The organism is Leifsonia xyli subsp. xyli str. CTCB07 (genome assembly GCF_000007665.1).
GTDB classification, from domain to species: domain Bacteria; phylum Actinomycetota; class Actinomycetes; order Actinomycetales; family Microbacteriaceae; genus Leifsonia; species Leifsonia xyli_C.
This window is the reverse complement of the sequence record NC_006087.1, coordinates 810,302-834,359: the sequence shown is the minus strand read 5'-3', so window position 1 is coordinate 834,359 and position 24,058 is coordinate 810,302. Positions and strand designations below refer to the sequence as shown.

Sequence of the window (24,058 nt, the reverse complement as noted above, 5' to 3'; positions counted from 1 at the left end):
GTCCTCTTTCGATCCGATCGGTGGTGAGCGGTCGCTGCTTTCGCGACGGCCTCCCTCATGTTAGTCGACGCCCGGAGCGTCCCCGTCCCGGTCGCGGGCGAGGCCGGCACTCGCCGCCGCCTCGCGCATCCGCTTGCGGAGGCTCTTCGGGCTGGACTGGCGCTCGCCCAGCGCTCCGGGCGTCCAGGCCTCGACATCCGCGTCCGAGTAGTCGCTCTTGGAGAGACGTCGCTTCAGCTCGGGAAGCACTGTGCCCGGCGCCAGCCGGCGGGCGGTGAGAAGGAAACCGGTGTGCGCGATCATGCGGTGGTCGGGGCGGACGGCCAGCCCTTCGACATGCCAGCCACGAACCATCGTCTCGCTGGACTGGGGATGTGCGTAGTGGCCGGTCGACCGGATCGCCTCGGCCACGCGCGAGAGCTGGGTCACGGTCGCGATGTAGCAGAGGACGACACCGCCAGGTTTGAGCGCGGCGGACACCGCCTCCAGCGTCTCCCAGGGCGCGAGCATGTCCAGCACCACGCGGTCGACGGAACCGGGCTCGACAGCGGCGGGCAGGGCTTCCTGCACGTCGCCGACAGCGACGGTCCAGTTCTCCGGATCGCGGCCGAGGAAGGAAGCCGCGTTGTCGCGCGCGACCTCCGCGAACTCCTCGCGGCGCTCGAACGAAAGCAGCCTGCCCTCCGGTCCGATCGCGCGCAGCAGCCACAGCGAGAGGGCGCCGGAGCCCACGCCCGCTTCCACGACCGTGGCGCCGGGGAAGATGTCGGCGAGAGCGAGGATCTGCGCGGCGTCCTTCGGATAGACGATGGCCGCGCCACGGGGCATGGACATCACGAAGTCGTTCAGCAGCGGACGGAGCGCGAGATGCTCGACGCCCGCATTGTTGACGACCACCGAACCGTCGTGCTGGCCGATCACGACGTCGTGCTCGAGCACGCCGCGGTGGCTGTGGAACAGCGCGCCTGGGACGAGGGTGATCGTGTTCATCCGGCCTTTGGGACCGGTGAGCTGCACACGGTCACCCGCGCGGAACGGTCCGGAGCTGCGCGGGGCGCGCTCGGGCCTGACGCCGGTCACAGGGCCGCCCTCCTGGCCGCGGCGACCGCGGCGACATCCTCGGCCGAGCGGCCGTCGAGGGTCGGCCACAGCGTGTGCTCCTCCGACTCGGGCAAGGGCACGATGTGGGGCACGCCGATCGCGACGGCGCCCGAGGCGACCGCGGAGGCGAGGCCGACCAGCGAATCCTCGATGGCCACGGCTTCGCGCACCTCCACGCCCAGCAGCCGCGCTGCCCGCAGGTACGGCTCGGGATGCGGCTTCGGCTCGTCCACCTCGTCGCCGCTGACGATGGCGTCGAACGCGGCGAACGGGATGCGATCGACGATCTGCTCCGCCATGCTGCGCAGTGACATGGTCACGAGGGCCGTCGGAACATGCCGCTCGCGCAGGCTCGCGAGGAGTTCGCGGGCTCCCGGACGCCACGGCACACCATCGTCCGCGAGACGCTCGCGGACCCGACCGGTCAGCCAAGCGACGATCGCATCCGCCTCCATGTGGACGCCGCGGCTGCGGAGAATCTCGGCCGAGTTCCAGAGCCCGAGACCGACCATGAGGAGGGCATCGTCGTGGGTCCAGACGCCGCCGAACGAGGCCACCAGCTCGCGCTCCGCATCCATCCAGTAGGGTTCGGTGTCGACGAGCGTGCCGTCCATATCCCAGAAGACGGCGGCCGGCATCGCGTGCGGAGTCAGTTCGGTCACGGCTGACAAGTCTATCCCGGCGGCCCCGGGCCTATTCTTGAGGGACGGCGTCCTGACCGGTCGCCGGATGAAAGGACCAGAACGCCCCGTGACTGACGCGAACAGCATCCTCGGAGGGCGCATCCTCGTGGTGGCCTTCGAAGGGTGGAACGACGCTGGCGAGGCCGCCAGCGGGGCCGTCAAGACGCTCAAGGACCAGCTGGATGTCGTCCCGGTCGCCGAGGTCGATCCCGAGCTGTACTTCGACTTCCAGTTCAACCGGCCGGTCGTCGCGGACGACGACGGCCGCCGGCGCCTCATCTGGCCGTCCGCGGAGATCCTGGGCCCAGCTCGCCCCGGCGACACCGGCGATGCGCGCCTGGACGCCACCGGCGCCAACGCGGGCAATATCTTCCTTCTCCTCGGCACCGAGCCGTCGCGCAGCTGGCGCAGCTTCACCGCGGAGATCATGGATGCGGCCCTGGCCTCCGACATCGGCGCCATCGTCTTCCTCGGTGCGATGCTGGCGGACGTACCGCACACCCGCCCCATCTCCATCTTCGCTTCGAGCGAGAACGCGGCCGTCCGTGCGGAGCTCGGCATCGAACGCTCTTCGTACGAGGGGCCGGTCGGTATCCTGAGCGCGCTCGCCGAAGGGGCGGAGGACGTGGGCATTCCGACCATCTCCATCTGGGCGTCGGTTCCGCACTATGTCCACAATGCGCCCAGCCCGAAGGCGGTGCTCGCACTGATCGACAAGCTCGAAGAGCTGGTGAATGTCACCATCCCGCGTGGCTCGCTGGTGGAGGAGGCCACGGCCTGGGAAGCCGGGATCGACGCGCTGGCTCTGGACGACGACGAGATGGCTACGTACATCCAGCAGCTGGAGCAGGCACGCGACACCGTGGACTCCCCTGAGGCCAGCGGCGAGGCGATCGCCCAGGAGTTCGAGCGCTACCTCCGCCGCCGCGACGGCCGCGCCGGCGATGACCCCCGCCGTGGCTGACGTCACCCCCTCTCTGCGTCCGCCGTCCTCTGTTCCCCCCGCTCGGCCTCCCCTGAGGCCGAGGAGTCGCGCCCACATGCCGGAAACTCCTCCTTTCCTGACTTTCTGGAGAGAGTCGCCCGACTTCCCTTCCCTTTCCGGCGATGGCGCAAGAAAAGAGGAGATGTCTGGGGTTGCGGCGGGGCGACCGGAGCAGGAGCGCCGGGAGGAGGCCAGGGCTCCGGAGAAAGAAGGTCAGGGTGCGAGGACGCCGGTGCTCAGCAGGATGATCAGCAGCGCACCGAGGGCGATGCGGTAGACGACGAACGGCAGGAAGCTGCGGCGGGAGATATAGCCCATGAAGAAGGCGATCACCAGGAGGCCGACCACGAAAGCGACCACGGTCGCCGCAGCGGTCTCGACCGGTCCGAAGACTTCGGGGGTGCAGTGTCCGGCCTTCGCGAGCGCTTCGGCGCAGGGCTACTTGAACGCCTTGTAGAGCTGGTACAAGCCGCTGCCGAAAACTGCGGGGATGGCGAGCAGGAAGGAGTACCGAGCGGCGGCGCGACGCTGGTACCCCATGAACAGCCCGGCGGTGATGGTTCCGCCGGAACGGGACACACCCGGGATGAGCGCCTGCGCGAAGCCGAAGACGATGCCGTTCCCCGAGGTCAGCTCGCGGAGGCGGCGTGTCTTCGCGCCCACCCAATCAGCGACGCCCAGCAGGATGCCGAAGACGATGAGCGTGACGGCGACGATCCAGAGCGAGCGGAAAGTGGTCTCGATGGCGTTCTGGAATACCAGGCCGAGGACAACGATCGGAACGCTGCCCAGGATGACCAGCCAGCCCATCCGGGCGTCCGGATCGCTGCGCGGCACGCTGCCGGACAGCGATCGGACCCAGCGTGAGACGATCCGCGCGATGTCGCGCCAGAAGTACAGCAGCACGGCCGCCTCCGTGCCGAGCTGGATGATCGCGGTGAAGCGGGCGCCGGGGTCCACGCCCGTGCCCAGCAGCTCACCGATGATGCGGATGTGTGTGCTCGAGGAGATGGGCAGAAACTCGGTGAGTCCCTGGACGAGGCCCAGGATGAGGGCGTTGAGGAAATCCATGCATCCTTTCAGTAGCTACGCAACAGGTCGCGCAGGACGGTTCTCCCGAACACTAACGCCTCAAGGGGGACACGTTCGTCGACACCGTGGAACATTGCGGGGAAGTCGAGCTCCTTGGGGAGTCGCAGCGGCGCGAAGCCGTACCCGGTGATCCCGAGCTTGCTGAGCGCTTTGTTGTCCGTGCCGCCGGAGAGGAGGTACGGGAGCACGGGCGCACCGGGGTCGTGGCGTTCGAGCGTCGCGGCGATCGCTTCGACCAGTTCACCGCCGAAGTCCGCTTCCAGCCCGATGTCGCGGTGCAGGACCTGGATCTCCACTTCGTCGCCGATCAGATCGCGGATCTCGGCGAGCACGCGGTCTTCGTCGCCGGGGAGGGTGCGGATGTCGATCAGCGCCTCCGCGGTGTCCGGGATGACGTTGTGCTTGTAGCCCGCCTTCAGCAGCGACGGGTTGCTCGTCGCGCGCAGGGTGGCCAGGATGAAGCCCGCCGCCGTACCGGTGCGCAGCACGACCTCGTCGGGGCCGATCCGCTGGGGGTCGACGTTCAGGAGGCGACCCAGCTCCGCGACCAGCCGGGTGGTGGTCGCCGTGAGCTGGAGCGGCCATTCGCGACGGCCGATCGCGACGACAGCCTCCCCGAGGCGGGTGATCGCATTGTCCCGGATGAGGCGGGAGCCGTGTGCGGCGGGACCCCGGGCGATGAGCTTGATCCAGACCAGGGATTTCTCTCCCGTCTGCAGCAGGTAGGCACGGCGGCCGTCGAGGTCGATCGAGTAGCCACCGACCTCGCTGATCGCCTCGGTGGCTCCGGCGAACAGCTCGGGGTGGCTGTCCACCAGAAAGTGAGAGCCGCGCCGTCCGCCGTCTTCCTCATCGGCGAAGAAGGCCAGGACGAGGTCGCGTTCCGGCCGCTCCCCTGTGCTCAGGATGTCCCCGACCGCGGTCAGGATCATCGCATCCATCATCCATGTTCTTCATATCGACGGCCCCGCGCCCCCAGAGCATTCCCTCTTTGATCTCGCCCCCGAACGGGTCGACCGTCCAGGTGCGCGGGTCGGCGGGGACGACGTCGAGGTGGCCGTGGACCACCAGCGCAGGCTTGCCGGGGTTCCTGCCCTCGACCCGGGCGACGCCGCTCGTGCGGCCGGGCTCCGAGTCGAACAGCTTCGGCGCGAGCCCGAGCGCGCTCAACCGCGCCTCGACGTACTCCGCGGCGGCGATCTCGCCGTTGGATGTCCCCTCTCCGTAATTGGTGGTGTCGAAACGGATCAGGTCCCGCGCGATGATCGCGGTGTCGTCGAGCTCAGGGGGTGTGGTGGCGTCGGACAGAGCATCGGTCATACGGCAACGCTACCGGGACCCCCGCCACGCCCGGGTTGCACGACGGAATGAAGCCGTCGTTCGCATTCGTGCTAATGTCTTTCTTCGGCAGCCGGAAAGATCGGCGGCTATGTACACCTCGTCCGGGTGGCGGAAATGGCAGACGCGCTAGCTTGAGGTGCTAGTGCCCGTATAGGGCGTGGGGGTTCAAGTCCCCCCTCGGACACCGGTTCTCGTTTGTATAGATGACGTGAAATCCTTTGTGCGGATGACCTCGAAGGTCCGTGTTCGGAACGGAAATCGTTCGGATCGCGGGCCTTCGGCGTTCCCGCCGTCGCTGAGCGGCGCTGGTGGCAACACGGATCGGCAGAGGCAGGAATTGGGCGGGAGATGCTTCGTCCTAGTGTGAATTCGGGGCCGGTGCCGTGTGATTCCCATCTTGCGTCGTAAACAGCACGGACCACCCCGCGCTCGCCCATCGCCTAGGCTTGCACACTGATGGTCACCACGTCCCACACCCCCTCCGACATCAAGCGCTGGCGGCGCTATCTGGCCAACGAGCGTGCGGAAGCCGCCGTCTACCGCGATCTGGCAGGACGCCGCGAGGGCAAGGAGCGCGAGATCCTGCTCGCGCTAGCCGAAGCCGAGGGCCGCCACGAGCAGCACTGGCTTGACCTGCTCGGCGACCAGGCCGGGCGGGCTCTGCGCGGTGACATCCGGACCCGGGCGCTGAGCGTCCTCGCCCGTCGGTTCGGTTCCGTCTTCGTGCTCGCGCTCGCCCAGCGGGCGGAGGCGCGCTCACCGTATGCGACGGACGCAGACGCCACCGCGCAGATGGTGGCCGACGAACAAGTACACGAGGAAGTCGTGCGCGCGCTCGCCGCTCGCGGACGGCAGCGACTGTCGGGGACATTCCGCGCGGCGGTGTTCGGAGCGAACGACGGACTCGTCAGCAATCTCGCATTCGTGCTCGGCGTGAGCGCGAGCGGCGTCGCCACAGAGATCGTGCTCCTCACCGGTGTATCGGGGCTACTCGCGGGGGCGCTGTCGATGGGCGCCGGCGAGTATGTTTCGGTGCGCTCGCAGCGGGAACTGCTGGAGGCGTCCACCCCCAATCCGGCGACCCGTTCTGCGCTGCCGGACCTGGATGTGGATGCGAACGAACTCACACTCGTCTACCGGGCTCGTGGGATGTCACCGGAGGAGGCGACCGCGCACGCGCACCAGGTGCTCAGCACCCTCGGCGCTCATTCCTCCCCCCTGCCAGGCCCGGGTGTGAGGGACGAGGAGCACGAGGAGATCGGCACCGGCTGGAACGCGGCGCTGTCGAGTTTCTGCTTCTTCGCGTCGGGTGCGCTCATCCCGATCCTGCCCTACCTCTTCGGACTCACCGGGACGACCGCCGTCATCGTCGCCTCGGCGCTCGTCGGGCTGGTGCTGCTCGGGACCGGCGCGATCGTTGGGCTGCTTTCGGGCGGATCCCCGTGGAAGGGCGCGCTGCGCCAGCTCGGCATCGGGTTCGGCGCCGCCGCCGCGACCTACTTTCTCGGTCTGCTCTTCGGCGCGACCGGGTGACCGGGTGACCGCTGCGCTGTCACGCACTCCGTCCGGATGCGTGGGAGCGCGCATGGCGCACGGCTTTCGGTTCGAGCGCAAAGCTCGGAATCGGCACCCTGAGGAGGGACCCGCCGCCACCGAGCTGCCCGCGTGACGCCGACCAGCGTTGCGAGAACGAGCGGGCGGGCGATTAGGTGGGGTTCCACGTCGGGCGCACGACGGTGCGCCTCGGCCACCGCTCCCACGGCATCCCCTAGCCTCCTCATGTGATGGACGACCGCTACGGAACCGATGTGCTCGCTGGCGACTGGCGGAAGGCCGGGCGCCGGCCCGTCCCCGAAGCGGAGGCTGTGCGCGACCTCGTCGTGGAGGAGGCCGCCAGCGGCTTCTGCGGTGCGATCACCCGGCTCGAAGCACAGACGGTCGAACTGGAGGACTACTTCGGGAAGAGACGGGTCTTCCCTCTCAGGGGCTCCTTTCTGATCGACGGAGCGCCGGTGCGGCTGGTCGCGCCGAAGCGCGCGGCGGGCGGACGAGCGCGAACCGCGTCCGGGTCGTTTCCGGCCGGTGAGGCGAAGGCTCGGGTGGCGCGCGCCTCCCGGATCTTCGTCGAGGGCCGGCACGATGCCGAACTGGTGGAGCGCGTCTGGGGCGACGATCTGCGCGTCGAAGGCGTCGTGGTGGAGCATCTGGACGGTGTGGACGATCTGGATGCGATCGTGCGCGATTTCGCGCCGGGTCGCAGCCGGCGGATCGGCGTGCTGGTCGACCACCTCGTTCCCGGATCGAAGGAGAGCCGGATCGCCGAGCAGGTCGCGCGGGGGCAGCACGGCGAGCACGTCCTGATCGCCGGGCATCCGTACATCGACATCTGGCAGGCGGTGAAGCCCGAGCGGATGGGACTGACGGCGTGGCCGAGCGTCCCGCGCTCGATCCCGTGGAAGCAGGGGATCTGCCAGACGCTCGGGATGCCGCACGCGACCCAGGCCGACATCGCACGAGCGTGGAAACGCATCCTCGGCCGAGTGCGGACATATGCGGACCTGGAACCGGACCTGCTCGGCCCAGTGGAGCGCCTCATCGACTTCGTGACCGAACCCGCTTAGCCCTGCCCCACCACCCCGCAGCCGGGGAGGAACGGCGTCCCGGTCCCAGTCGTGCTTTGCGGCTTCTGACTTCTCGGTGCGGCTGTAGCCGCCTCTCCGCCGTTCTGAGCGGGGATCGGCAAGCGCCCCGGTCCTAAGCCTCTTTCGGAGTGGGGCCGGGGCGCTTGCCGAGAGGGCCGGCTCAGCCCTTCTGCAGCACCGCCTGGAATTCCAGCGTGATCGTCACATCGTCGCCGAGCAGCATGCCGCCCATCTCCAGCGCCGCGTTGTAGGTGAGGCCGAAGTCCTCGCGGTTGATCGTGGTCTTGGCCGTTGCTCCGGCTTTGTCGTTTCCGTACAGATCGTGGACGAAACCGCCGAAGTCGAACTCGAAGGTGACCGGTTTCGTGACACCTTTGATGGTCAGGTCGCCATCGACCAGGAACTCGCCGTCCTCCTGGCGCACGCCGGTGGAGACGAAGTCGATGGTCGGATGCTCCTCGGCGAGGAAGAAGTCGCCGGTGCGGAGGTGAGCGTCGCGGTCGGCGTTCTTGGTGTTGACGCTGGCGACCCGGACCTGGGCACTGACGCTCGACTCGAGCGGATTCTCGGCTGTGACGAAGGTGGCGTCGAATTCTTCGAAGATGCCCTTCACCTTGCTGATCATGAGGTGACGGATGCTGAAGCCGACCTCGCTGTGCGCAGGGTCGATGGTCCAGGTGCCGACCTTGTAGCCCGGAATCTCGATGGTCATTCAATTTCTCCTTGATCGGAAGCTATCGCTGAAGATCAGCTGTCAAAGCCCATGCAACGGCCGGCACCGGACGACTATTCCAGAGAACCCGAAAAAAGCGCCTCCCCACCCCGCTCCCAGCGCCCGAAAGCTTACGATGGGCCCATGCCGGCCCGGAGCGCTCCCCTCTCGCTGCTCCTTTCCAGCCACCCCGGCCCCAGCCTCGTCGTCACCGTCGTCGCCACAGGGCTCGGACTCGCACTCGGCTACCCTCCCGGGCGGCTGGCGCTGCTCGCTCTCGCCGTCCTGCTCGGCCAGCTCTCGATCGGCTGGTCGAACGACTGGATGGATGCCGCCCGCGAACGCGAAGTCGCACGCCGCGACAAACCCGCCGCCCGCGGCGACATCCCCATTCCGGTCGTCCGCACGGCCGCGTTCGCCGCCCTGGCGCTCGCGCTCGCCACAACCGCCCTGCTCGGACCGGGCGCGCTCCTCGTCCACACCATCGCGATCGCGGGCGGCTGGAGCTACAACGCCGGACTCAAGCGCAGCGCCATTTCTTTCCTCCCGTTCGCAGTAAGCTTCGGGCTCCTCCCCGCCATCGCCGCACTCGGCCGGGCAGCGCCCGTGTGGCCCGCATCGTGGGTCATCGCAGCCGGCGCTCTGCTCGGGGTCGCCGCGCACCTCACGAACGTCCTCCCCGATCTGGCCGACGACGCCCGCACCGGCATCCGGGGCTTCGCCCACCGCATCGGCCCGCTCGTGAGCGGCGTCATCGCTTTCGTCTGCCTGATCGCCGCGACGGCGCTCATCGCTCTCGGCCCCGGCCTCCCTGTCCCTCCGCTTCTCATCGCCGGCTTGGCCCTCGGCCTCGCCGCCGCCGTCGCCGGCATCGTGCTGCTCCTCCGGCGCAGCCCCACCCGCCTGCTCATGCAGCTCATCATGACGTGCGCGGTCGTGGATGCCGGGATGCTGGTCCTCGCCGGTCAGTCGGTCGTGGCCTGAATCGGCTCGGCCGCCGGCTCGTGATTGCGAACCCCGATTGCGGACACCACGCCGCCCACGATCAGGAGTCCCGCGGTCACGATCATCGCACGCTGCATCCCGGCGGTGTCTAGCCGCTGTCCGATCACGATCCCTGCCATCGCGACCGCGACCAGGCCCGCGATGCGCGCCACCGCGTTGTTCACCGCCGAGCCGATGCCCGCTTGCCCCGGGTGGACGCTGCCTAGGATGGCGCTCGTGAGCGGCGCCACCGTCATCGAGAGTCCGACGCCGAACAGCAGCACGCCCAGCAGCAGGTTCAGCCCAGAGGCGACGCTGTCTCCCCTCAGCAAGAGCCACAGGAAACCGGTCGAGGCCAGCAGCGGCCCGGCAGCCATGAAGAACCGCGGCCCGTACCGACCCGCCAGGCTGCCGAAGTATCCCGAGAGCAGCAGCATGCACACCGTCGAGGGGATGAAGACGAGGCCTGCCGCAGTCGCCGAGAATCCGGCCGTCTGCTGCAGATACAGCGTCACCATCAGCGGCCCGAACGACAGAGCGCCGTACACGAAGGCCGTCGCCAGGTTTCCCACCCAGAAATTGTGGACCGCGAACAGTCCCAGCGGGAGCATCGGCTGCTTGGCCCGGGTCTCGGCGATGAAGAACCCGGCCAGCGCGAGCACACCGACGACGAACGGAACCCACACCCGCGGGCTCCCCGAGCCGTAGGATCCCTGCACGATGAGGGCGAAGACGGTCCCTGCCAGCCCGGCCGAGCCGAGAACCGCACCCAGCGCATCCACCCGGACCCCGGTTCCCCGGCTAGTCTCCCCGAGGGTCGGCATCAGGATGAGCGTCACGGCGATCGGGATCACAGTGATCACGAACACCCACCGCCAGGAGAGAGTGTCCACGAACACCCCGCCGAGGACGGGACCGGCGATCATGGCGATGCCCGTCCACGCCGTCCAGCGCCCGATCGCCTTCGCCTGGGCCTGCCCGTCGAACCGGAAGACGATGATCGCCAGCGGGCTCGGCACGAGGAGCGCGCCCGCCACGCCCTGCAACGCCCGGGAGACGACCAGGAAGACACCGTCCGGAGCGAAGGCGCACAGCAGCGAGGTGACTCCGAATCCAATGAGGCCCATGTACAGCACGCGCTTGCGGCCGAGCACATCGGAGAGCGAGCCCGCGATGAGGATGAGGGAGCCCAGCGTCACGAGGTACGCGTCCACCACCCACTGCTGCAGAGGCAGTCCGCCGCCGAACTCCCGGTCGATCGCGGGCAGCGTCACGGTGATGACCGCGCCGTCGAGGAAAGTCACGAAACTCGCGAAGATCGCGCCGAGAAGCACCCGCACCTGCACCGGTGTCATGGCCGCCGAGGTCTTCCGGCGCCCTTCCCGATCGGCTTTTCGGCGGGCATGGGCTCATTGAACAGCTCGGTGCGCGCCGCCGCAAGCCGCTGTGGCTCCCGCGATTCGGAACTTTCTCGATGCTGTGCTGGCCGCACGCGTGGCACGGCTCACCGTCCTGCCGTTCCTGCGCTGGTGGTGGGTGGGGCTTTCTGGTCGCGCCGTCCCCGCCGTGACGTCTGGGCTCTCGCCGGCGGGCGGTGTCAGTTGTTGCCTCTCGTGCAGGTCTGCTGTGCTGCGGTCTGCCCAGTGACGTTCGAGGGCAGTTCGACAGACCCCCCGCCGGTCGGCGTCGACGTGGCCGGTTGCTGCGTCGCCGCCCCGGTGGCAGCCGGAGCCGGCGTGGGCGTGGGATTCGGGTCCTCCGCCCCACGGCCGGTCGTCCCGGTCAGCTTCACCGGTTGATCCTGCACGAGGGCCTGATTGACCGCCTTCGCGGCCGAACTCTGCGGAACCACCCGATTCGCGTTGTCCGGATCGGCGACCGTCGGGTACTGCAGAAACACCATGTTCTCAAGACCGGTGTCCTTCAGCGCCAGTGCGATCTGGACCAGGGTCATCGGGTTCGTCAGCGTCTGCGACGGTGTCACATTCGCGACGACAGCCTTCGCGAGCGTGTACAGCTGCACAGGATTCGATAGAACTCCGCCGCTCACGATCTTGCGTGCGAGCGCCGAGAGAAAGACCTGCTGGTTCGAGATGCGGCCGAGATCGCTGCCGTCGCCGACGCCGTGGCGGCTGCGCAGGAAGGAGAGCGCCTGGTCCCCGACCAGCGTGTTCTTCCCCGCCGGCAGATGGAGCGGCGGGTTCGTGTAGCCGTCGCTCACCGGTGTGGCCAGGCAGACCTCCACCCCACCGACGGCGTTCGACATGGCGCTGACGCCGTTGAAGTTCACCGTCGCTGCGAACGGGATCTGCACACCGGTCAGTTTCTCGACCGTCAGCACCACGCACGGCAGCCCGCCGCGTGAGAGGGCCGTGTTGAACATCGCAAAGGAAGAACCGGATGTTCCACCCCCTTTGAGCCCAGGGCACTCCGGTATGGACACCATCAGGTCACGCGGGAAACTGACGACCATCATGCTCTTATGATCCTGGGCGATATGCAGAAGCATCGTCACATCGTTGTTCCCTTGGCCGGTGGACGCGTCTTGCTCAGCGGGATTGTTGTAGACGCCGCCGAGTCCGCTCCGGCTGTCCGTGCCCACGAGGAGCAGGTTGACGCCGCCGTCGATGGCACCAACATCCGGGATGTCCTGCGGCGCGGCCGTGTGCCCCGGGAGCGCAGACAGCTGGACGCCCTTCTTCACCGAGCGCGACACATCCCACACCGCGTAAGCGGAGACGAACGTCGTGCTGATGAGGGCGACCACGATCACACCGGACACCAGCTTCAGTGCGGAGATCGCTGTCCGTCGGCGCGGCAACCGCCCATGCCGAACAACAGTCGGACCGCGGGTTACGCGGACATGTCGGTGCGGAAGATCGATCATGGATATCCTCACGGGGATTCACTCGTCGAGGTCGAGCTGGGCAGAATCCTACCGACCGTGGCATTCAAGTGCCGGCGAAACGAGCACTGACGCTGAGAAGGATTTCACACGCCGAACCCCCGTCCCGGAAGAAACCAGGAAATCATGGTGGATCTGAGGGGACTCGAACCCCTGACCCCCTGCATGCCATGCAGGTGCGCTACCAGCTGCGCCACAGACCCGTGATTTACGTTTCCCTGGCTTCCCAGGACAACTCATTCAGCGTACTACACCCGGGCAGCCCGGCGAAAATCGGTGCCCCATCCCGGGCGTGTGCTGCTTGCGACCTCAGTCGAAGAGCTCGCTGAGCCAGTTCTCGCGACGCTTCTTCTGCGGATAAGGGTTGTGAGGGTGCAAACGCCGCTCATCGTACCGAGCAGGGATCGGCTCAGCCGCAGGCGCTGCGGAGCGCTCGATGATCTTGTCGAGCTCACCGCGATCGAGCCACACGCCGCGGCACTCCGGGCAGTAGTCGATCTCGATGCCGGTGCGCTCGCTCATGATGAGGGTGCTGTTGTCGGTGGGGCACTTCACGGCTCCATCCAAACCAGCTTTCATGAGAGAACTCCCAGACAAAGCCGGGAACCAGCCGAGATTACTCGGCGCGCTCAGGGACGGGCAGCGGGAGAGCCGGGCAGTCTTTCCAGAGGCGCTCAAGGCTGTAGTACATCCTGTCCTCTTCGTGGAATACGTGGACGACGAGGTCGCCGAAATCAAGGAGAACCCAGCGCCCCTCAGACGTGCCTTCGCGGCGCAGCGTGCGGATGCCGGCCTCGTTGAGGCGGTCTTCCACTTCGGAGGCGATGGCGATGACCGTGCGCTCGACCCGGCCGCTCACCAGGAGAAAAACGTCCGTCAGTGGCAAGGGGCCTGAGACGTCCAGCGCGACGATATCTGTCCCGCTCCTCGCGTCGGCGGCGGCCGCTGCGATGAGCAGGATGTCCCTGGCGTGCTGGGTGGCGGTCACGGGTGGCGGTCCTTCGTACGGAGTCGGCGGAGGCGGTGAAGCAGCGTCATCAGAACATGTTCAGCGCATAAGCGGTGATGAGAAGGCCGAGGACGCCGACGGCGAGGACGCCCGCGGTGATCATCAAGACGACGGGCAGAGCGTTCCCGCGCTTCTTCGGCGGCGGGATCACGCTCCGCGTGGACGTGTGCGAACTGATCGCACGCGACGCGAGAATAGGAGCGGAATCGGAGGTGTTGAACTCGTTCTCCTCGCCGTCGAGCAGCCGGTCGATGTCCGAGGAGTCGATGCGGTCGGGCATAGCTCCGGTCGCACCGAGCGCGCGCGGCAGGTCGATCGAGCCGGTAACAAGGATCTCACCGGTGCTGGTCAGAGGCAGTGTCGCATCTGGCTTCGGCAGCGAAGGCAGGATCAGTGCGTTGGTCGTCGTCGCAGCTGCCGAGTGCGCGACGTTGCGCGTGGTGACCGGCTCGTTCTTCTCGTCGAACTCGGTCCCGGCCGACCAGTGCCCCGTGGGCGGTGTGAACGGCCGGCGCTCCTCAGCAGCTGCCGGGCCGCCGTCCCCGCTCTCCGGTGCAGTCAGTTTCCCGGGTGAGGGAAACGTCTGCGCGGGCGCCGCGGGCGCCACCGGGCGGGATGCCCCCGGGTCGACCTGCGCGCCGAAAGCGGTGAACGGCGAGACCGGCGACGCTGTGACGCTCGTCTCCGCTTCCGGGGCCGCGAACGGCCACGCCGCCTTCTGGCCACTGGGCATCGCGCCGCCGGAGGCCGCGGGAGCGGACGGCGGCACACCCGCTGCCGGCTCTATGGGACGCACCGCGTCCAGATCGGGGGTGAACGTCACCGGGAACGCTGGGGCGACGCTCGGCGCGACGCCGGTCGTGTGCTGGTTGGCTTCCTGAGCCTGAAGCATCGCGCGCAGCTCGCGGCGGGTGAGCCGCCGCTCACCGGAGCTGCCACCCTCGTTCGCTGGCGGCATGACGGGCACGGGCCGGGTGGACGATGCACTCTCTTCCGGGGCGGACGCCTGCCGGAACAGCCCGAAGCTGTTCTCGACCGGTTTCTCCGACTCCGCGGCGGCCTCAGCCCTGAACAGCAGACTTTCGAAACCACCCGCCGCGAAGGCCGTGGGTGGGATGGTGGGCTGCTCGTCCGCGGCGAAAGGAGCCTCGGCGGCCCCTGCCCCGGTATCGCGCGACTGCGACCTGGCGGCAGCCGCGGACTCCCCCGCCGGGGTCGACGCGCCGGCCCGGTGGGTCGCCGTGCGCTCGTTCTCCCGGACCTGTCGCCGTGTGCGTGGCGGGGTATCCGCATCTGCCTGGTGATCAGGCCACAAAGTCATGCCACGCTCCGATACAAATGGTGTTTGGAGATGTACTGGACAACCCCGTCTGGGACGAGATACCAGACCGGCATTCCCCTGTTCACCCGATCCCGGCAGTCGGTCGAAGAGATCGCGAGGGCCGGAACTTCCAACAAGCTTACGTCCTGTTGTGGGAGTCCAGAAATACTCAAGTCATGTCCCGGGCGACTCACAGCCACGAAGTGCGCGAGCTTCCACAGTTCCTCGACGTCGCGCCAGCTGAGAATCTGCGCGATGGCGTCGGCTCCGGTGATAAAAAACAGTTCGGCCTCGGGCCGCTCCTCGTGGAGGTCGCGCAGAGTGTCGATCGTGTAGGTCGGGCCGATGCGGTCCACATCCACCCGGCTCACCGTGAAGCGCGGATTCGAGGCGGTGGCGATCACCGTCATCAAGTACCGGTGCTCGGCCGGGGTCACCGCGCCCTTCTGCCAAGGGCGGCCGGTCGGCACGAAGACGACCTCGTCCAAATCGAAGGATTGCGCGACTTCGCTCGCAGCCACGAGGTGACCGTGATGGATGGGATCGAAGGTTCCGCCCATCACGCCGATGCGTGGCCGGCTCTTCTCCGTCAGCTCCATGCCGAAGCGGCTCAGTGCCCCTGGGTCGGATGGCCGCTGCCGTGGTGGGCCGCGCCCGGGGCGCCGGCGTGCGCGGCCGCATCCGGGTCCGAGCGGTGGCTGTGGCGATTCGCGACGTCGCGGTAGCTGAGCGTGACAATCAGGAGCGCAGCGAAAATCACGGCCGCGATGGCGCCGTACGCCCAGGCGGGCATTGGCAACTCGATGTGGGCCTCCGCAGCAGCGAGTACGGTTGTCAGGTGAGACATCGGTTGGTGATCCTTTCGAAGCGCATGGCCCGGGGCCGTTACAGAGTCTAGCGAACGGTCAGCTGCGGACCTGACCGGCCCCGCGGACGATCCATTTCGTGCTGGTGAGCTCCGGCAGCCCCATCGGGCCGCGGGCATGAAGCTTCTGGGTGGAGATCCCGACTTCGGCGCCGAAGCCGAACTCGCCGCCGTCGGTGAAGCGCGTGGAGGCGTTGACCATGACGACCGCGGAGTCCACTTCGTTCAGGAAACGCTCCGCATTGGCGAGGTCGTTCGTCACGATCGCCTCGGTGTGCTGGGTGGAGTGGGTGCGGATGTGCTCGATCGCAGCATCCAGATCGTCCACGACCCGCACCGAGACGTCGAGGCTCATGTGCTCGGTCGCGTAGTCCTCCGCGGTCACGGCGATCGCGCCCGGCGAGTGCGGCAGAGCGATCTCATCGGCGTGGATGGTGACCCCGGCTTCGGTCAGCGCGCCCAGGACCGGAGACAGCAACCGCTCCGCGGCCGCCCGAAGCACGAGCACCGTCTCCACCGCATTGCATGCGCTGGGACGCTGCGCCTTGGCGTTGCGCACGATATCGACCGCCCAGTCTTCGCGCGCGCTCTCGTCCAGAACGATGTGGACCACACCCGCGCCGGTCTCGATGACCGGGACCGCCGACTGGGTGACCACGATCTGGATGAGGCCGGCGCTGCCGCGCGGGATGAGCACGTCGACGAACCCGCGTGCCTGCATGAGCCCATTCGCGCCCTCTCGCCCAAAGTCGTCGATCGTCTGCACCGCGTCCGCGGGGAGTCCCGCGGCGGCCAGAGCCTCCTGGATCACGCCGACGAGCACGCCGTTGGTGGCGATCGCAGCGCTGCCGCCGCGTAGCACCGCTGCGTTGCCGCTCTTCAGCGCGAGCGCCGCAATGTCGATGGTCACATTGGGTCTGGCCTCGTAGATCGCTCCCACCACGCCGAACGGGACGCGGATCTGGGTGATCTTCACTCCGTTCGGGAGGGCGCTCCCGCGCACCGTCTGGCCGACGGGATCGGTGAGCGCGACGATCTCGAGCACGGCGTCCGCCAGTCCCTGCAGCCGCGCGGGGGTGAGCGTGAGACGGTCGAGCAGGCCGGTCGAGAGCCCGTTCTCCCGCCCGGTGGCAAGGTCGACCGCGTTGGCCGCCAGAATGCTGTCCGCCGCAGCGAGGACGCCCTCGGCGATACCGCGCAGGGCGGCGTCCTTCTCGGCGTTGGAGGCGATGGCCAGAGCGATCGAAGCGCGTTTGGCGGCGGAGAACCGGTCGGTCAGCGAGGTGGCGGTGGAGGTCGGTGACATATTCCTCATCCTAGGACGCCGGAGCGCTTTCCACGGCCGTCTCCTGCGCCGGCGCGAACCAGGTGCCGACCGGCTCCCCGCGAAGCGCATCCACCACGAGCGAGGTCGCGGTGAGCACCACCGCTGTGCCGTGCTCGGCGGCCTGACGAGCCGCCGAGACCTTCGTCAGTGCGCCGCCGGTGCCGACGCCGGAGGGACCGGCCGAGCCGATCTCGACGCCCTCCAGCTGGTCGTTCCAGCCGACGTGGGCGATCCGCTCGGCGCCGGATTCCTGCGGGGGTTTGGTGTAGAGCGCGTCCACATCGGAGAGGAGTACCAGCAGATCGGCCTCGACCAGCTTCGCCACGAGCGCGGCGAGGCGGTCGTTGTCGCCGAAGCGGATCTCATGCGTCGCAACGGTGTCGTTCTCGTTGACGATCGGCAGAATGCGCAGATCGAGCAGCCGCTCCATCGCGCGTTTCGCATTGCTCCGATGCGTCGGATTCTCCACGTCGCGCGCGGTCAGCAACACCTGACCGGCGACGATGCCGTACCGGTCGAGGCTGTCCTGGTAACGGTAGATGAGCACATTCTGCCCGACTGCGGCGGCAGCCTGCTGAGTGGCGAGATCCTTCGGACGCTCCGTGAGGGCGAGATACGGGATGCCCGTCGCGATCGCGCCCGAGGAGACGAGGACGACCTGCGAACCGCGGCCGTGGGCTTCGGCCAGGGCGTCCACCAACGGGCCGATCTGGCCTGCGTTCTCGCCGCTGATGGAGGAGGAGCCCACCTTCACAACGATGCGCCGGGCGGAGCGGATCTGGCCGCGGTCGTCGATGGTCATTCCCTTCCTGTCTCCTCGCTCCCACCCTGAACGGCCGCGTCGTCGTCCTTCCAGAGGCCAGCCTCGCGCTCGCGGAGGAGTTCCGCACGGGCTTCGGCCTTCGCGTCCATGCGATCGAAGTAGTCTTCCCGCCGCTGAGCGCGCGTCGGACGGGCGTTCACACCGATGCGTGCATCGGTGCCGCGCGGGGAGGAGATCAGCTCCGCCGCGGAGGTCAGCGTCGGCTCCCAGTCGAACACGACGCCGTTCTCGCGCCCGATGACGACCGTCGAACCGGCGACGGCGCCGACCCGCACCAGCTGATCCTCGACGCCCAGCTTCGCCAGCCGAGCGGCGAGGTAGCCGATCGCCTCGTCGTTCTGGAAGTCGGTCTGGGCCACCCAGCGCTCGGGTTTGGCGCCCAGAACACGGTAGACCGGGCCCTCCGAGCCACCTTCGACCTTGACGACGAAGCCCGAGTCGTCCACGGTCTTCGGGCGCACGATGATTCGCGGACGGGTCTCGTCGAGAACAGCCTGCTCCTTGCGCGCCCGCTCCACAAGCTCCGCGAGGGCGAACGACAGCGGCCTCAGCCCCTCGTGGCTCACCGTGGAGATCTCGAACACGCGGTAGCCGCGCGCTTCCAGGTCCGGGCGCAGGAAATCGGCCAATTCCCGGGCATCTGGCACGTCGATCTTGTTGAGCGCGATCAGCTGCGGACGCTCGAGCAGGGGCAGCTGGCCCTCCGGAACGGGGTAGGCGGCGAGTTCGGCCAGGATGACATCCAGGTCGCTCAGCGGATCGCGGCCCGGCTCGAGGGTCGCGCAGTCGAGGACGTGCAGCAGAGCCGAGCAGCGCTCGACGTGGCGCAGGAATTCGAAGCCGAGCCCCCTGCCCTCGCTCGCGCCTTCGATCAATCCGGGCACGTCGGCGACCGTGTAACGGACGTCGCCCACCTGTACGACGCCGAGGTTGGGATGGAGGGTGGTGAACGGATAGTCCGCGATCTTCGGCTTCGCCGCCGAGAGCGCAGCGATCAGGCTCGATTTGCCTGCGGAGGGGTAGCCCACCAGCGCGATGTCCGCGACAGTCTTCAGTTCGAGGAGGATATCGCCCTCCCAGCCCGGAGTGCCGAGCAGTGCGAACCCGGGAGCCTTGCGCTTCGGGTTCGACAGCGCCGCATTGCCGAGGCCGCCGATGCCACCGGGCGCGGCCACGATGCGCATGCCCGGCTCGGTCAGATCGGCCAGCTCCGCACCCTCAGACGACTTCACGACCGTGCCGACCGGAACCGGCAGTTCCAGGTCCTCGCCCGTGTGGCCGCTGCGGTGGTCGCCCATCCCGAAGCCGCCGTTGCCGCTCGAGCGGTGCGGGCGCCGGTGGTAGCCGAGCAGCGTGGTCACCTGCGGGTCGGCCACGAGAACGATGTCCCCGCCGTTTCCGCCGTTTCCGCCGTCCGGTCCTGCCAACGGCTTGAACTTCTCCCGGCGGACGGACACGCACCCGTTTCCGCCGTTTCCGGCGCGCAGATGCACCGTCACGCGATCCACGAACGTCGCCATGTGGTGCTCCTCGGTCTGATCAGGGGTGGAACGACGAATGGGCGGGCCGAAGCCCGCCCATTCTCAGGTGTGAACCGTGATCGCGGCTCAGGCCTCGACGGCGACGATGTTGACGACCTTGCGGCCGCCCTTGGCGCCGAACTCAACCGAGCCCGCCGCCAGGGCGAACAGGGTGTCGTCGCCGCCGCGGCCGACATTGGCGCCCGGGTGGAAGTGGGTGCCGCGCTGGCGGACCAGGATCTCACCGGCATTGACAGTCTGGCCGCCGAAGCGCTTCACGCCGAGGCGCTGAGCGTTCGAGTCACGACCGTTGCGAGTGGAACTCGCTCCCTTTTTGTGTGCCATGTCTTCTTCTCCTCGAAAGGTTCTCTCGGCTACTTGATGCCGATGATCTTGACGCGCGTGAGCTCCTGACGGTGGCCCTGGCGCTTCTTGTAGCCGGTCTTGTTCTTGAACTTCTGAATGACGATCTTCGGGCCGCGCAGGTCCTCCAGCACGGTGGCTGTGACCGTGACTTTCGAGAGCGATTTCGCGTCCGAGGTGATCTTGTCACCGTCGACAAGCAGCACAGCGGCCAACTCGATGGTGCCGTTCTCGCCGTCCTTCACGCGGTCCATCGTCACGATGGTGCCGACCTCGACCTTCTCCTGCCGGCCACCGGCGCGCACAACTGCGTAAACCACTTTCACGTACCTTTTTCGTCGGGGAGCAGGTCGCGGCGTGACCGCAGACCTGATCCTGCTCTTTCTGATGTTCAGGAAGTTACTGGCGAGTCCGTCCCCGTCGCTTCGCACGCCGGGGGACTCTCAGAAAACCGTGTGGATGGCCGGGATTCACCCGACGCACACCATTGATCAAATTTACTCGACACCACACAACCCGTCAATCTGACGAAGGGCACCGAGACCGCCGGCGCCGTCGATCGGGCCGGTTCCTAGAATCATTCTATGACGGTCCTGATCGATCCCCCGGCATGGCACGCGCACGGCATGTTGTGGTCCCACCTGGTCAGCGATTCCTCGATCGACGAACTGCACGCTTTCGCCGCCGCCGGCGTCCCAGCGCGAGCGTTCGACCTCGACCACTACGACATCCCCGACAAGCGCTACGACGAGCTGATCGCGGCGGGAGCGCGTCCCGTGCCTGGGAGGGAACTCGTCGCACGCCTCATCGCCAGCGGACTGCGGGTGCGCGCACGCGGCCTCCGCGGGCACTGAGCCGGCGGCGGTCGCGGAGGACGCCGATCAGGGCTGCTGGTCGCCGTCCGCAGGAGCGAGCTCGCCCCCGGCGATGACCGCAGTGGATTCGCGGCGGCTGCGCTTGCGCCCCGCGTCCGGCGCCTTCGGCTGCGGCAGCGAGTCAAGGACCGAGTCGAGCAGCAGTTCGGTTTCGACGGTCGATGTCTTCGCTGTGGGAGCAGGAGCGGCGTCCAGCAGGTCGACGACCGGCAGGACGACGCGGTCCGGACCTGCGGCGGCCGGGACGTCCTCGCCGGAAGTCCCGGCCGCCGCGGTCTTCTGCTCGTCGCGCTGCGCGCTCTTGCCCTTGCGGCGACGCTTCTTCGGAGCGGGCGTCTCCTGAGCCTCCGCGACGGAGGCAGCGCCCTCCACGGGCTTCGCCCCCTCGTCGACGGCGTGGGCGTGGATGGTGGAGGCCGCGATCTGCGCGAGCGCGTTCTTCGCGTCATCGGTGATGGCATGAGTGCCGGAGCCGCTGTGTGCCGGAGCAGAAGAGCCGCTGCCGTTGCCACCTCGGCCGCGGCGGCGCTCATTCTGCGGCTGCTGAGGCTGGCGGCTCTTCACAACCGGATCGTGATGCACGATCACACCGCGGCCGGCGCAGACCTCGCACGCCTCGCTGAAGGTCTCCAGCAGGCCGAGGCTGAGCTTCTTGCGGGTCATCTGCACGAGGCCGAGCGAGGTGACTTCGGCCACCTGGTGCTTCGTGCGGTCGCGACTCAGGCACTCGATCAGGCGGCGCAACACGAGATCGCGGTTCGACTCGAGCACCATATCGATGAAGTCCACGACGATGATGCCGCCGATGTCGCGCAGCCGGAGCTGGCGCACGATCTCCTCGGCCGCCTCCAGATTGTTCTTGGTGACGGTCTCTTCGAGGTTGCCGCCCGAGCCCACGAACTTGCCGGTGTTGACGTCGACCACGGTCATCGCCTCGGTGCGGTCGATGACAAGCGAGCCGCCGGAAGGCAGCCAGACCTTGCGCTCCAGCGCCTTCTCGATCTGCTCGGTGATGCGGTGCTCGTCGAACGCATCGCGCTCGCCGGTGTAGGCCTCGACGCGGTCGAGCAGATCGGGTGCGACCTGACGCAAGTAGCTCTCGATCGTCTGGCGCGCGTCGTCCCCGGCGATGACGAGCTTCTGGAAGTCCTCGTTGAAGACATCCCGGATGATCTTGATCAGGAGGTCGGGCTCGCTATGGAGGAGCGCGGGCGCCTGCTGGGTCTCGTTCTGCCTCGAGATGTCCGCCCACTGCGCGGTGAGGCGGGTCACATCGAGCGTCAGCTGCTCCTCGGTCGCCCCCTCTGCGGCCGTGCGCACGATCACGCCGGCGCTCTCCGGGAGCACCTCTTTGAGGATCTTCTTGAGACGCGAACGCTCGGTGTCCGGGAGCTTGCGGCTGATGCCGTTCATGGAGCCGTTCGGTACGTAGACGAGGTAGTGGCCCGGGAGCGAAATCTGGCTGGTGAGCCGGGCGCCTTTGTGGCCGACCGGGTCCTTCGTGACCTGGACGAGCACACGATCTCCGGGCTTCAGCGCCAGCTCGATGCGGCGCGGCTGGTTGCCGGTCTCCACTGCATCCCAGTCGACCTCGCCGGAGTAGAGAACCGCGTTGCGGCCGCGGCCGCGGCCGATGTCGACGAACGCCGCTTCCATGCTCGGCAGCACGTTCTGTACCCGGCCCAGGTAAACGTTGCCGATCAGCGACGCCTCCTGCGAACGGGCGACGTAATGCTCGACCAGGACCTTATCCTCCAGGACGCCGATCTGGATGCGGCCACCTTTAGAGCGGACGACCATCTGCCGGTCGACGGACTCGCGCCGGGCGAGGAACTCGGCCTCGGTGATGACAGGCCGGCGGCGGCCGGCGGCGCGGCCGTCGCGGCGACGCTGCTTCTTGGCCTCCAGGCGCGTGGAGCCCTTGACCTTCTGCGGCTCGGTGATGAGCTCCGGCTCCCGCGGCGCGCGCACCTTCACAACAGTGCTGGCGGGGTCGTTCGTGTCGGAGCGGCCCGGCTCGCCGGCACGGCGGCGCAAGCGGCGGCGGACGGTGGCCGAGGGCTCCTCCTCGCCGTCAGGGAGCGGCGGCAGCGGAATGATCTCTGGCGCCTGGAAGAGGAGCGCCGTCGGCGGCAGGCCCGGAACGGCCGGGAAGAGCGTCGCGTCGGCGTCCGGCTGCTCGCCGTGGGGCTCCGGCAAGGCGGGCGGCTCATGGGCGGCGACAGGAGCGGACGGCGCAGAGCCCGGTTCTGCCGCGACCTTCTCGGTGGTTGCCCTCTCCGCTGCCGGGCCGGCGCCGTCTCCGGGAGCGGGCAGCGTCTCGGCGCGCCGATCGACCGCCACTGCGGCGGTCTCGACCGGTTCAGCGGTGATTGCCGCCGGCTCGGCCGCACCCGTGGACAGAGCAGATCGTCCGGCGCGGCGGGTTCCGAAGATCCCGCGGCGCTTGCGTCCGGTGCCCTCCCCTTCCGTGCTCGTAGCGTTCGTGTTGTCGATATTCTCGTTTTCCACCATTGCTGATGCACTCCTCGACCGGCGGCGGTCGCCCACTCGCCGGGTACTCTCCGTCGGGGCGGCTCAGGCGCTCCCCGTAATCCTTGTCGGACGCGGTCGGCTCGTGGCGCGGCCCGCATCCGGCTCACTGTCTTCGCCGGCCAGCGTGGCCAGCCATTGTCACGGGCGCACCGTGCGCCTGTTCAAGCCTTCAATCGGCGTCTCCTGGTGCTTCCCAGGACGACTACCCAACGATTATCGTACGGCAACGGCTCCGGCACCGTTAGCGCCGGGCCGCCTGTCTCAGTCGGCCCCTCGGCGCGCATGCCATAATCCGACTTGTGTCAGATTCGACTGCCCCGGCGGCTTATCGCCGCCCGAACGCCCTCGCCATCCTTCTCGTCGCAGCCGGAGCCATCGGCCTCTGGGGAGCCTTCATGCTCATGCTGGACAAAGTGCATCTGATGGAGAATCCCGACGCGCATCTCTCCTGCAACTTCAACGTCCTGATCGGGTGCAGCAAGAACCTGAACTCCTGGCAGGGATCCCTGCTCGGCTTCCCCAACCCGATCATCGGCCTGGGCGGCTGGACCGCCGTGATCGCCGTCGGCATCGGCCTCCTCGCCGTGAAGTCGCGCTTCGCCCGCTGGTATTGGCTCGCCTTCAACGCGGGCATGGCGCTGGCGCTGGCGCTGGTCGTCTTCCTCATCACCGAATCGCTGACCACGCTCAACGTGCTCTGCCCCTGGTGCATGGTCACCTGGGCCGTGACCATCCCGATCTTCTGGTCGGTTACTCTCTACAACCTGAAAGAGGGCACCATCCCGCTGCCCGAGCGCGGACGCCGAATCTTCGAGATCCTTTACGGCTGGGTACCGCTCATCACTGTGCTCTCCTACGCGCTCGTCGCCATCCTGGCCCAGATTCAGCTCGACTGGATCAACCGCGCTTTCGTCTAAACCCCTGTCCAGAGCCTCTCGGCTCCGAAAGAGGCGAAATGCGGCAAAGGGAGGAGAT

22 protein-coding genes, 2 tRNA genes and 2 pseudogenes are annotated in these 24,058 nt (G+C 68.0%); 7 read left to right on the top strand and 19 right to left on the bottom strand.

Going from position 1 to position 24,058, the window contains the following annotated elements; all coding sequences use genetic code 11:
* Positions 1 to 60: 60 nt before the first annotated feature.
* Both LXX_RS04075 and LXX_RS04070 read right to left on the bottom strand, forming a co-directional pair.
* On the bottom strand, positions 61 to 1,080 hold the full coding sequence (locus LXX_RS04075; RefSeq protein ID WP_011185728.1) for a tRNA (adenine-N1)-methyltransferase: 1,020 nt from the start codon (positions 1,078 to 1,080) through the stop codon (positions 61 to 63).
* A complete protein-coding gene (locus LXX_RS04070) occupies positions 1,077 to 1,739 on the bottom strand; it encodes an HAD family hydrolase (protein WP_041768200.1) in 663 nt (220 codons plus the stop codon). The genes LXX_RS04075 and LXX_RS04070 overlap by 4 nt, the downstream gene beginning before the upstream one ends.
* Before the next feature lie 112 nt (positions 1,740 to 1,851).
* Between LXX_RS04070 and LXX_RS04065 the strand changes: the two genes are divergently transcribed.
* A complete protein-coding gene (locus LXX_RS04065; RefSeq protein WP_011185726.1) occupies positions 1,852 to 2,748 on the top strand; it encodes a PAC2 family protein in 897 nt (298 codons plus the stop codon).
* Positions 2,749 to 2,982: 234 nt separating this feature from the next.
* Here LXX_RS04065 and LXX_RS04060 read toward each other — a convergent pair.
* Both LXX_RS04060 and LXX_RS04055 read right to left on the bottom strand, forming a co-directional pair.
* Positions 2,983 to 3,840: pseudogene (locus tag LXX_RS04060) on the bottom strand (undecaprenyl-diphosphate phosphatase).
* Positions 3,841 to 3,848: 8 nt separating this feature from the next.
* A pseudogene (locus tag LXX_RS04055) lies at positions 3,849 to 5,181 on the bottom strand (M20/M25/M40 family metallo-hydrolase).
* 120 nt (positions 5,182 to 5,301) lie between these two features.
* Between LXX_RS04055 and LXX_RS04050 the strand changes: the two are divergent.
* The 3 genes from LXX_RS04050 (at position 5,302) to LXX_RS04040 (ending at position 7,823) form a co-directional block, all read left to right on the top strand.
* A tRNA-Leu gene (locus tag LXX_RS04050) sits at positions 5,302 to 5,386 on the top strand.
* 272 nt (positions 5,387 to 5,658) lie between these two features.
* Positions 5,659 to 6,735, top strand: a complete 1,077-nt coding sequence (locus LXX_RS04045; RefSeq protein WP_011185725.1) for a VIT1/CCC1 transporter family protein — start codon at positions 5,659 to 5,661, stop codon at positions 6,733 to 6,735.
* Positions 6,736 to 6,986: 251 nt separating this feature from the next.
* Positions 6,987 to 7,823 carry a DUF3097 domain-containing protein gene (locus tag LXX_RS04040; protein WP_011185724.1) on the top strand — a complete coding sequence of 279 codons (837 nt, stop codon included), beginning with the start codon at positions 6,987 to 6,989 and terminating at the stop codon, positions 7,821 to 7,823.
* 181 nt (positions 7,824 to 8,004) lie between these two features.
* Here LXX_RS04040 and LXX_RS04035 read toward each other — a convergent pair whose 3' ends face one another.
* On the bottom strand, positions 8,005 to 8,556 hold the full coding sequence (locus tag LXX_RS04035) for a YceI family protein (RefSeq protein WP_011185723.1): 552 nt from the start codon (positions 8,554 to 8,556) through the stop codon (positions 8,005 to 8,007).
* 144 nt (positions 8,557 to 8,700) lie between these two features.
* Here LXX_RS04035 and LXX_RS04030 point away from each other — a divergent pair, with 144 nt between their 5' ends.
* Positions 8,701 to 9,540 (top strand): UbiA family prenyltransferase, encoded by an 840-nt coding sequence (locus LXX_RS04030; RefSeq protein WP_011185722.1) that lies wholly within the window; start codon positions 8,701 to 8,703, stop codon positions 9,538 to 9,540.
* On the opposite strand, the gene LXX_RS04025 is transcribed toward LXX_RS04030, so the two are convergent.
* The 13 genes from LXX_RS04025 to rplU all read right to left on the bottom strand — a co-directional run bounded on the left by LXX_RS04025 (position 9,522) and on the right by rplU (position 19,993).
* Positions 9,522 to 10,895: an MFS transporter gene (locus LXX_RS04025; RefSeq protein WP_011185721.1), complete on the bottom strand. Its 1,374-nt coding sequence runs from the start codon at positions 10,893 to 10,895 to the stop codon at positions 9,522 to 9,524. The genes LXX_RS04030 and LXX_RS04025 overlap by 19 nt on opposite strands.
* A 242-nt stretch (positions 10,896 to 11,137) precedes the next feature.
* Positions 11,138 to 12,361, bottom strand: a complete 1,224-nt coding sequence (locus LXX_RS04020) for an LCP family protein (RefSeq protein WP_223227713.1) — start codon at positions 12,359 to 12,361, stop codon at positions 11,138 to 11,140.
* 211 nt (positions 12,362 to 12,572) lie between these two features.
* Positions 12,573 to 12,648 (bottom strand) — tRNA-Ala (locus LXX_RS04015).
* A gap of 106 nt (positions 12,649 to 12,754) precedes the next feature.
* Positions 12,755 to 13,000 (bottom strand): zf-TFIIB domain-containing protein, encoded by a 246-nt coding sequence (locus LXX_RS04010; RefSeq protein ID WP_011185719.1) that lies wholly within the window; start codon positions 12,998 to 13,000, stop codon positions 12,755 to 12,757.
* Positions 13,001 to 13,061: 61 nt separating this feature from the next.
* Positions 13,062 to 13,433, bottom strand: a complete 372-nt coding sequence (gene rsfS, locus LXX_RS04005; RefSeq protein WP_011185718.1) for a ribosome silencing factor — start codon at positions 13,431 to 13,433, stop codon at positions 13,062 to 13,064.
* Between the two features lie 49 nt (positions 13,434 to 13,482).
* Positions 13,483 to 14,775 (bottom strand): hypothetical protein, encoded by a 1,293-nt coding sequence (locus LXX_RS04000; protein WP_011185717.1) that lies wholly within the window; start codon positions 14,773 to 14,775, stop codon positions 13,483 to 13,485.
* Positions 14,772 to 15,374 (bottom strand): nicotinate-nucleotide adenylyltransferase, encoded by a 603-nt coding sequence (gene nadD / locus LXX_RS03995; RefSeq protein ID WP_011185716.1) that lies wholly within the window; start codon positions 15,372 to 15,374, stop codon positions 14,772 to 14,774. Before nadD ends, LXX_RS04000 begins: the two co-directional genes overlap by 4 nt.
* Positions 15,375 to 15,385: 11 nt before the next feature.
* Positions 15,386 to 15,622: a hypothetical protein gene (locus LXX_RS03990; RefSeq protein ID WP_011185715.1), complete on the bottom strand. Its 237-nt coding sequence runs from the start codon at positions 15,620 to 15,622 to the stop codon at positions 15,386 to 15,388.
* Positions 15,623 to 15,680: 58 nt separating this feature from the next.
* Positions 15,681 to 16,946 carry a glutamate-5-semialdehyde dehydrogenase gene (locus tag LXX_RS03985; protein ID WP_011185714.1) on the bottom strand — a complete coding sequence of 422 codons (1,266 nt, stop codon included), beginning with the start codon at positions 16,944 to 16,946 and terminating at the stop codon, positions 15,681 to 15,683.
* Positions 16,947 to 16,956: 10 nt separating this feature from the next.
* Positions 16,957 to 17,769 carry a glutamate 5-kinase gene (gene proB, locus LXX_RS03980; protein WP_011185713.1) on the bottom strand — a complete coding sequence of 271 codons (813 nt, stop codon included), beginning with the start codon at positions 17,767 to 17,769 and terminating at the stop codon, positions 16,957 to 16,959.
* A complete protein-coding gene (gene obgE, locus LXX_RS03975) occupies positions 17,766 to 19,310 on the bottom strand; it encodes a GTPase ObgE (protein WP_011185712.1) in 1,545 nt (514 codons plus the stop codon). Before obgE ends, proB begins: the two co-directional genes overlap by 4 nt.
* A gap of 87 nt (positions 19,311 to 19,397) precedes the next feature.
* Positions 19,398 to 19,655 carry a 50S ribosomal protein L27 gene (gene rpmA / locus LXX_RS03970; protein ID WP_011185711.1) on the bottom strand — a complete coding sequence of 86 codons (258 nt, stop codon included), beginning with the start codon at positions 19,653 to 19,655 and terminating at the stop codon, positions 19,398 to 19,400.
* A gap of 29 nt (positions 19,656 to 19,684) precedes the next feature.
* Positions 19,685 to 19,993: a 50S ribosomal protein L21 gene (gene rplU / locus LXX_RS03965; RefSeq protein ID WP_011185710.1), complete on the bottom strand. Its 309-nt coding sequence runs from the start codon at positions 19,991 to 19,993 to the stop codon at positions 19,685 to 19,687.
* A gap of 264 nt (positions 19,994 to 20,257) precedes the next feature.
* Here rplU and LXX_RS03960 point away from each other — a divergent pair, with 264 nt between their 5' ends.
* Positions 20,258 to 20,527: a DUF4031 domain-containing protein gene (locus LXX_RS03960; RefSeq protein ID WP_011185709.1), complete on the top strand. Its 270-nt coding sequence runs from the start codon at positions 20,258 to 20,260 to the stop codon at positions 20,525 to 20,527.
* Positions 20,528 to 20,554: 27 nt separating this feature from the next.
* Here the strand turns inward: LXX_RS03960 and LXX_RS03955 are convergent, their stop codons facing one another.
* On the bottom strand, positions 20,555 to 23,062 hold the full coding sequence (locus tag LXX_RS03955; protein ID WP_041767290.1) for an Rne/Rng family ribonuclease: 2,508 nt from the start codon (positions 23,060 to 23,062) through the stop codon (positions 20,555 to 20,557).
* A gap of 320 nt (positions 23,063 to 23,382) precedes the next feature.
* Here LXX_RS03955 and LXX_RS03950 point away from each other — a divergent pair, with 320 nt between their 5' ends.
* Entirely contained in the window at positions 23,383 to 24,000 is a 618-nt protein-coding gene (locus LXX_RS03950; protein WP_011185707.1) for a vitamin K epoxide reductase family protein, read from the top strand.
* The last annotated feature ends 58 nt before the right edge of the window (positions 24,001 to 24,058 follow it).

Bases quoted from the DNA above. Each gene is read 5' to 3' on its own strand.
- LXX_RS04070 (WP_041768200.1), bottom strand. From the start codon at position 1,739: ATGCCGGCCGCCGTCTTCTGGGATATGGACGGCACGCTCGTCGACACC.
- LXX_RS04045 (WP_011185725.1), top strand. From the start codon at position 5,659: ATGGTCACCACGTCCCACACCCCCTCCGACATCAAGCGCTGGCGGCGC.
- LXX_RS04040 (WP_011185724.1), top strand. From the start codon at position 6,987: ATGGACGACCGCTACGGAACCGATGTGCTCGCTGGCGACTGGCGGAAG.
- LXX_RS04035 (WP_011185723.1), bottom strand. From the start codon at position 8,556: ATGACCATCGAGATTCCGGGCTACAAGGTCGGCACCTGGACCATCGAC.
- LXX_RS04030 (WP_011185722.1), top strand. From the start codon at position 8,701: ATGCCGGCCCGGAGCGCTCCCCTCTCGCTGCTCCTTTCCAGCCACCCC.
- LXX_RS04025 (WP_011185721.1), bottom strand. From the start codon at position 10,895: ATGACACCGGTGCAGGTGCGGGTGCTTCTCGGCGCGATCTTCGCGAGT.
- LXX_RS04000 (WP_011185717.1), bottom strand. From the start codon at position 14,775: ATGACTTTGTGGCCTGATCACCAGGCAGATGCGGATACCCCGCCACGC.
- nadD (WP_011185716.1), bottom strand. From the start codon at position 15,374: ATGGAGCTGACGGAGAAGAGCCGGCCACGCATCGGCGTGATGGGCGGA.
- LXX_RS03990 (WP_011185715.1), bottom strand. From the start codon at position 15,622: ATGTCTCACCTGACAACCGTACTCGCTGCTGCGGAGGCCCACATCGAG.
- LXX_RS03985 (WP_011185714.1), bottom strand. From the start codon at position 16,946: ATGTCACCGACCTCCACCGCCACCTCGCTGACCGACCGGTTCTCCGCC.
- proB (WP_011185713.1), bottom strand. From the start codon at position 17,769: ATGACCATCGACGACCGCGGCCAGATCCGCTCCGCCCGGCGCATCGTT.
- obgE (WP_011185712.1), bottom strand. From the start codon at position 19,310: ATGGCGACGTTCGTGGATCGCGTGACGGTGCATCTGCGCGCCGGAAAC.
- rpmA (WP_011185711.1), bottom strand. From the start codon at position 19,655: ATGGCACACAAAAAGGGAGCGAGTTCCACTCGCAACGGTCGTGACTCG.
- LXX_RS03960 (WP_011185709.1), top strand. From the start codon at position 20,258: ATGACGGTCCTGATCGATCCCCCGGCATGGCACGCGCACGGCATGTTG.
- LXX_RS03955 (WP_041767290.1), bottom strand. From the start codon at position 23,062: ATGGTGGAAAACGAGAATATCGACAACACGAACGCTACGAGCACGGAA.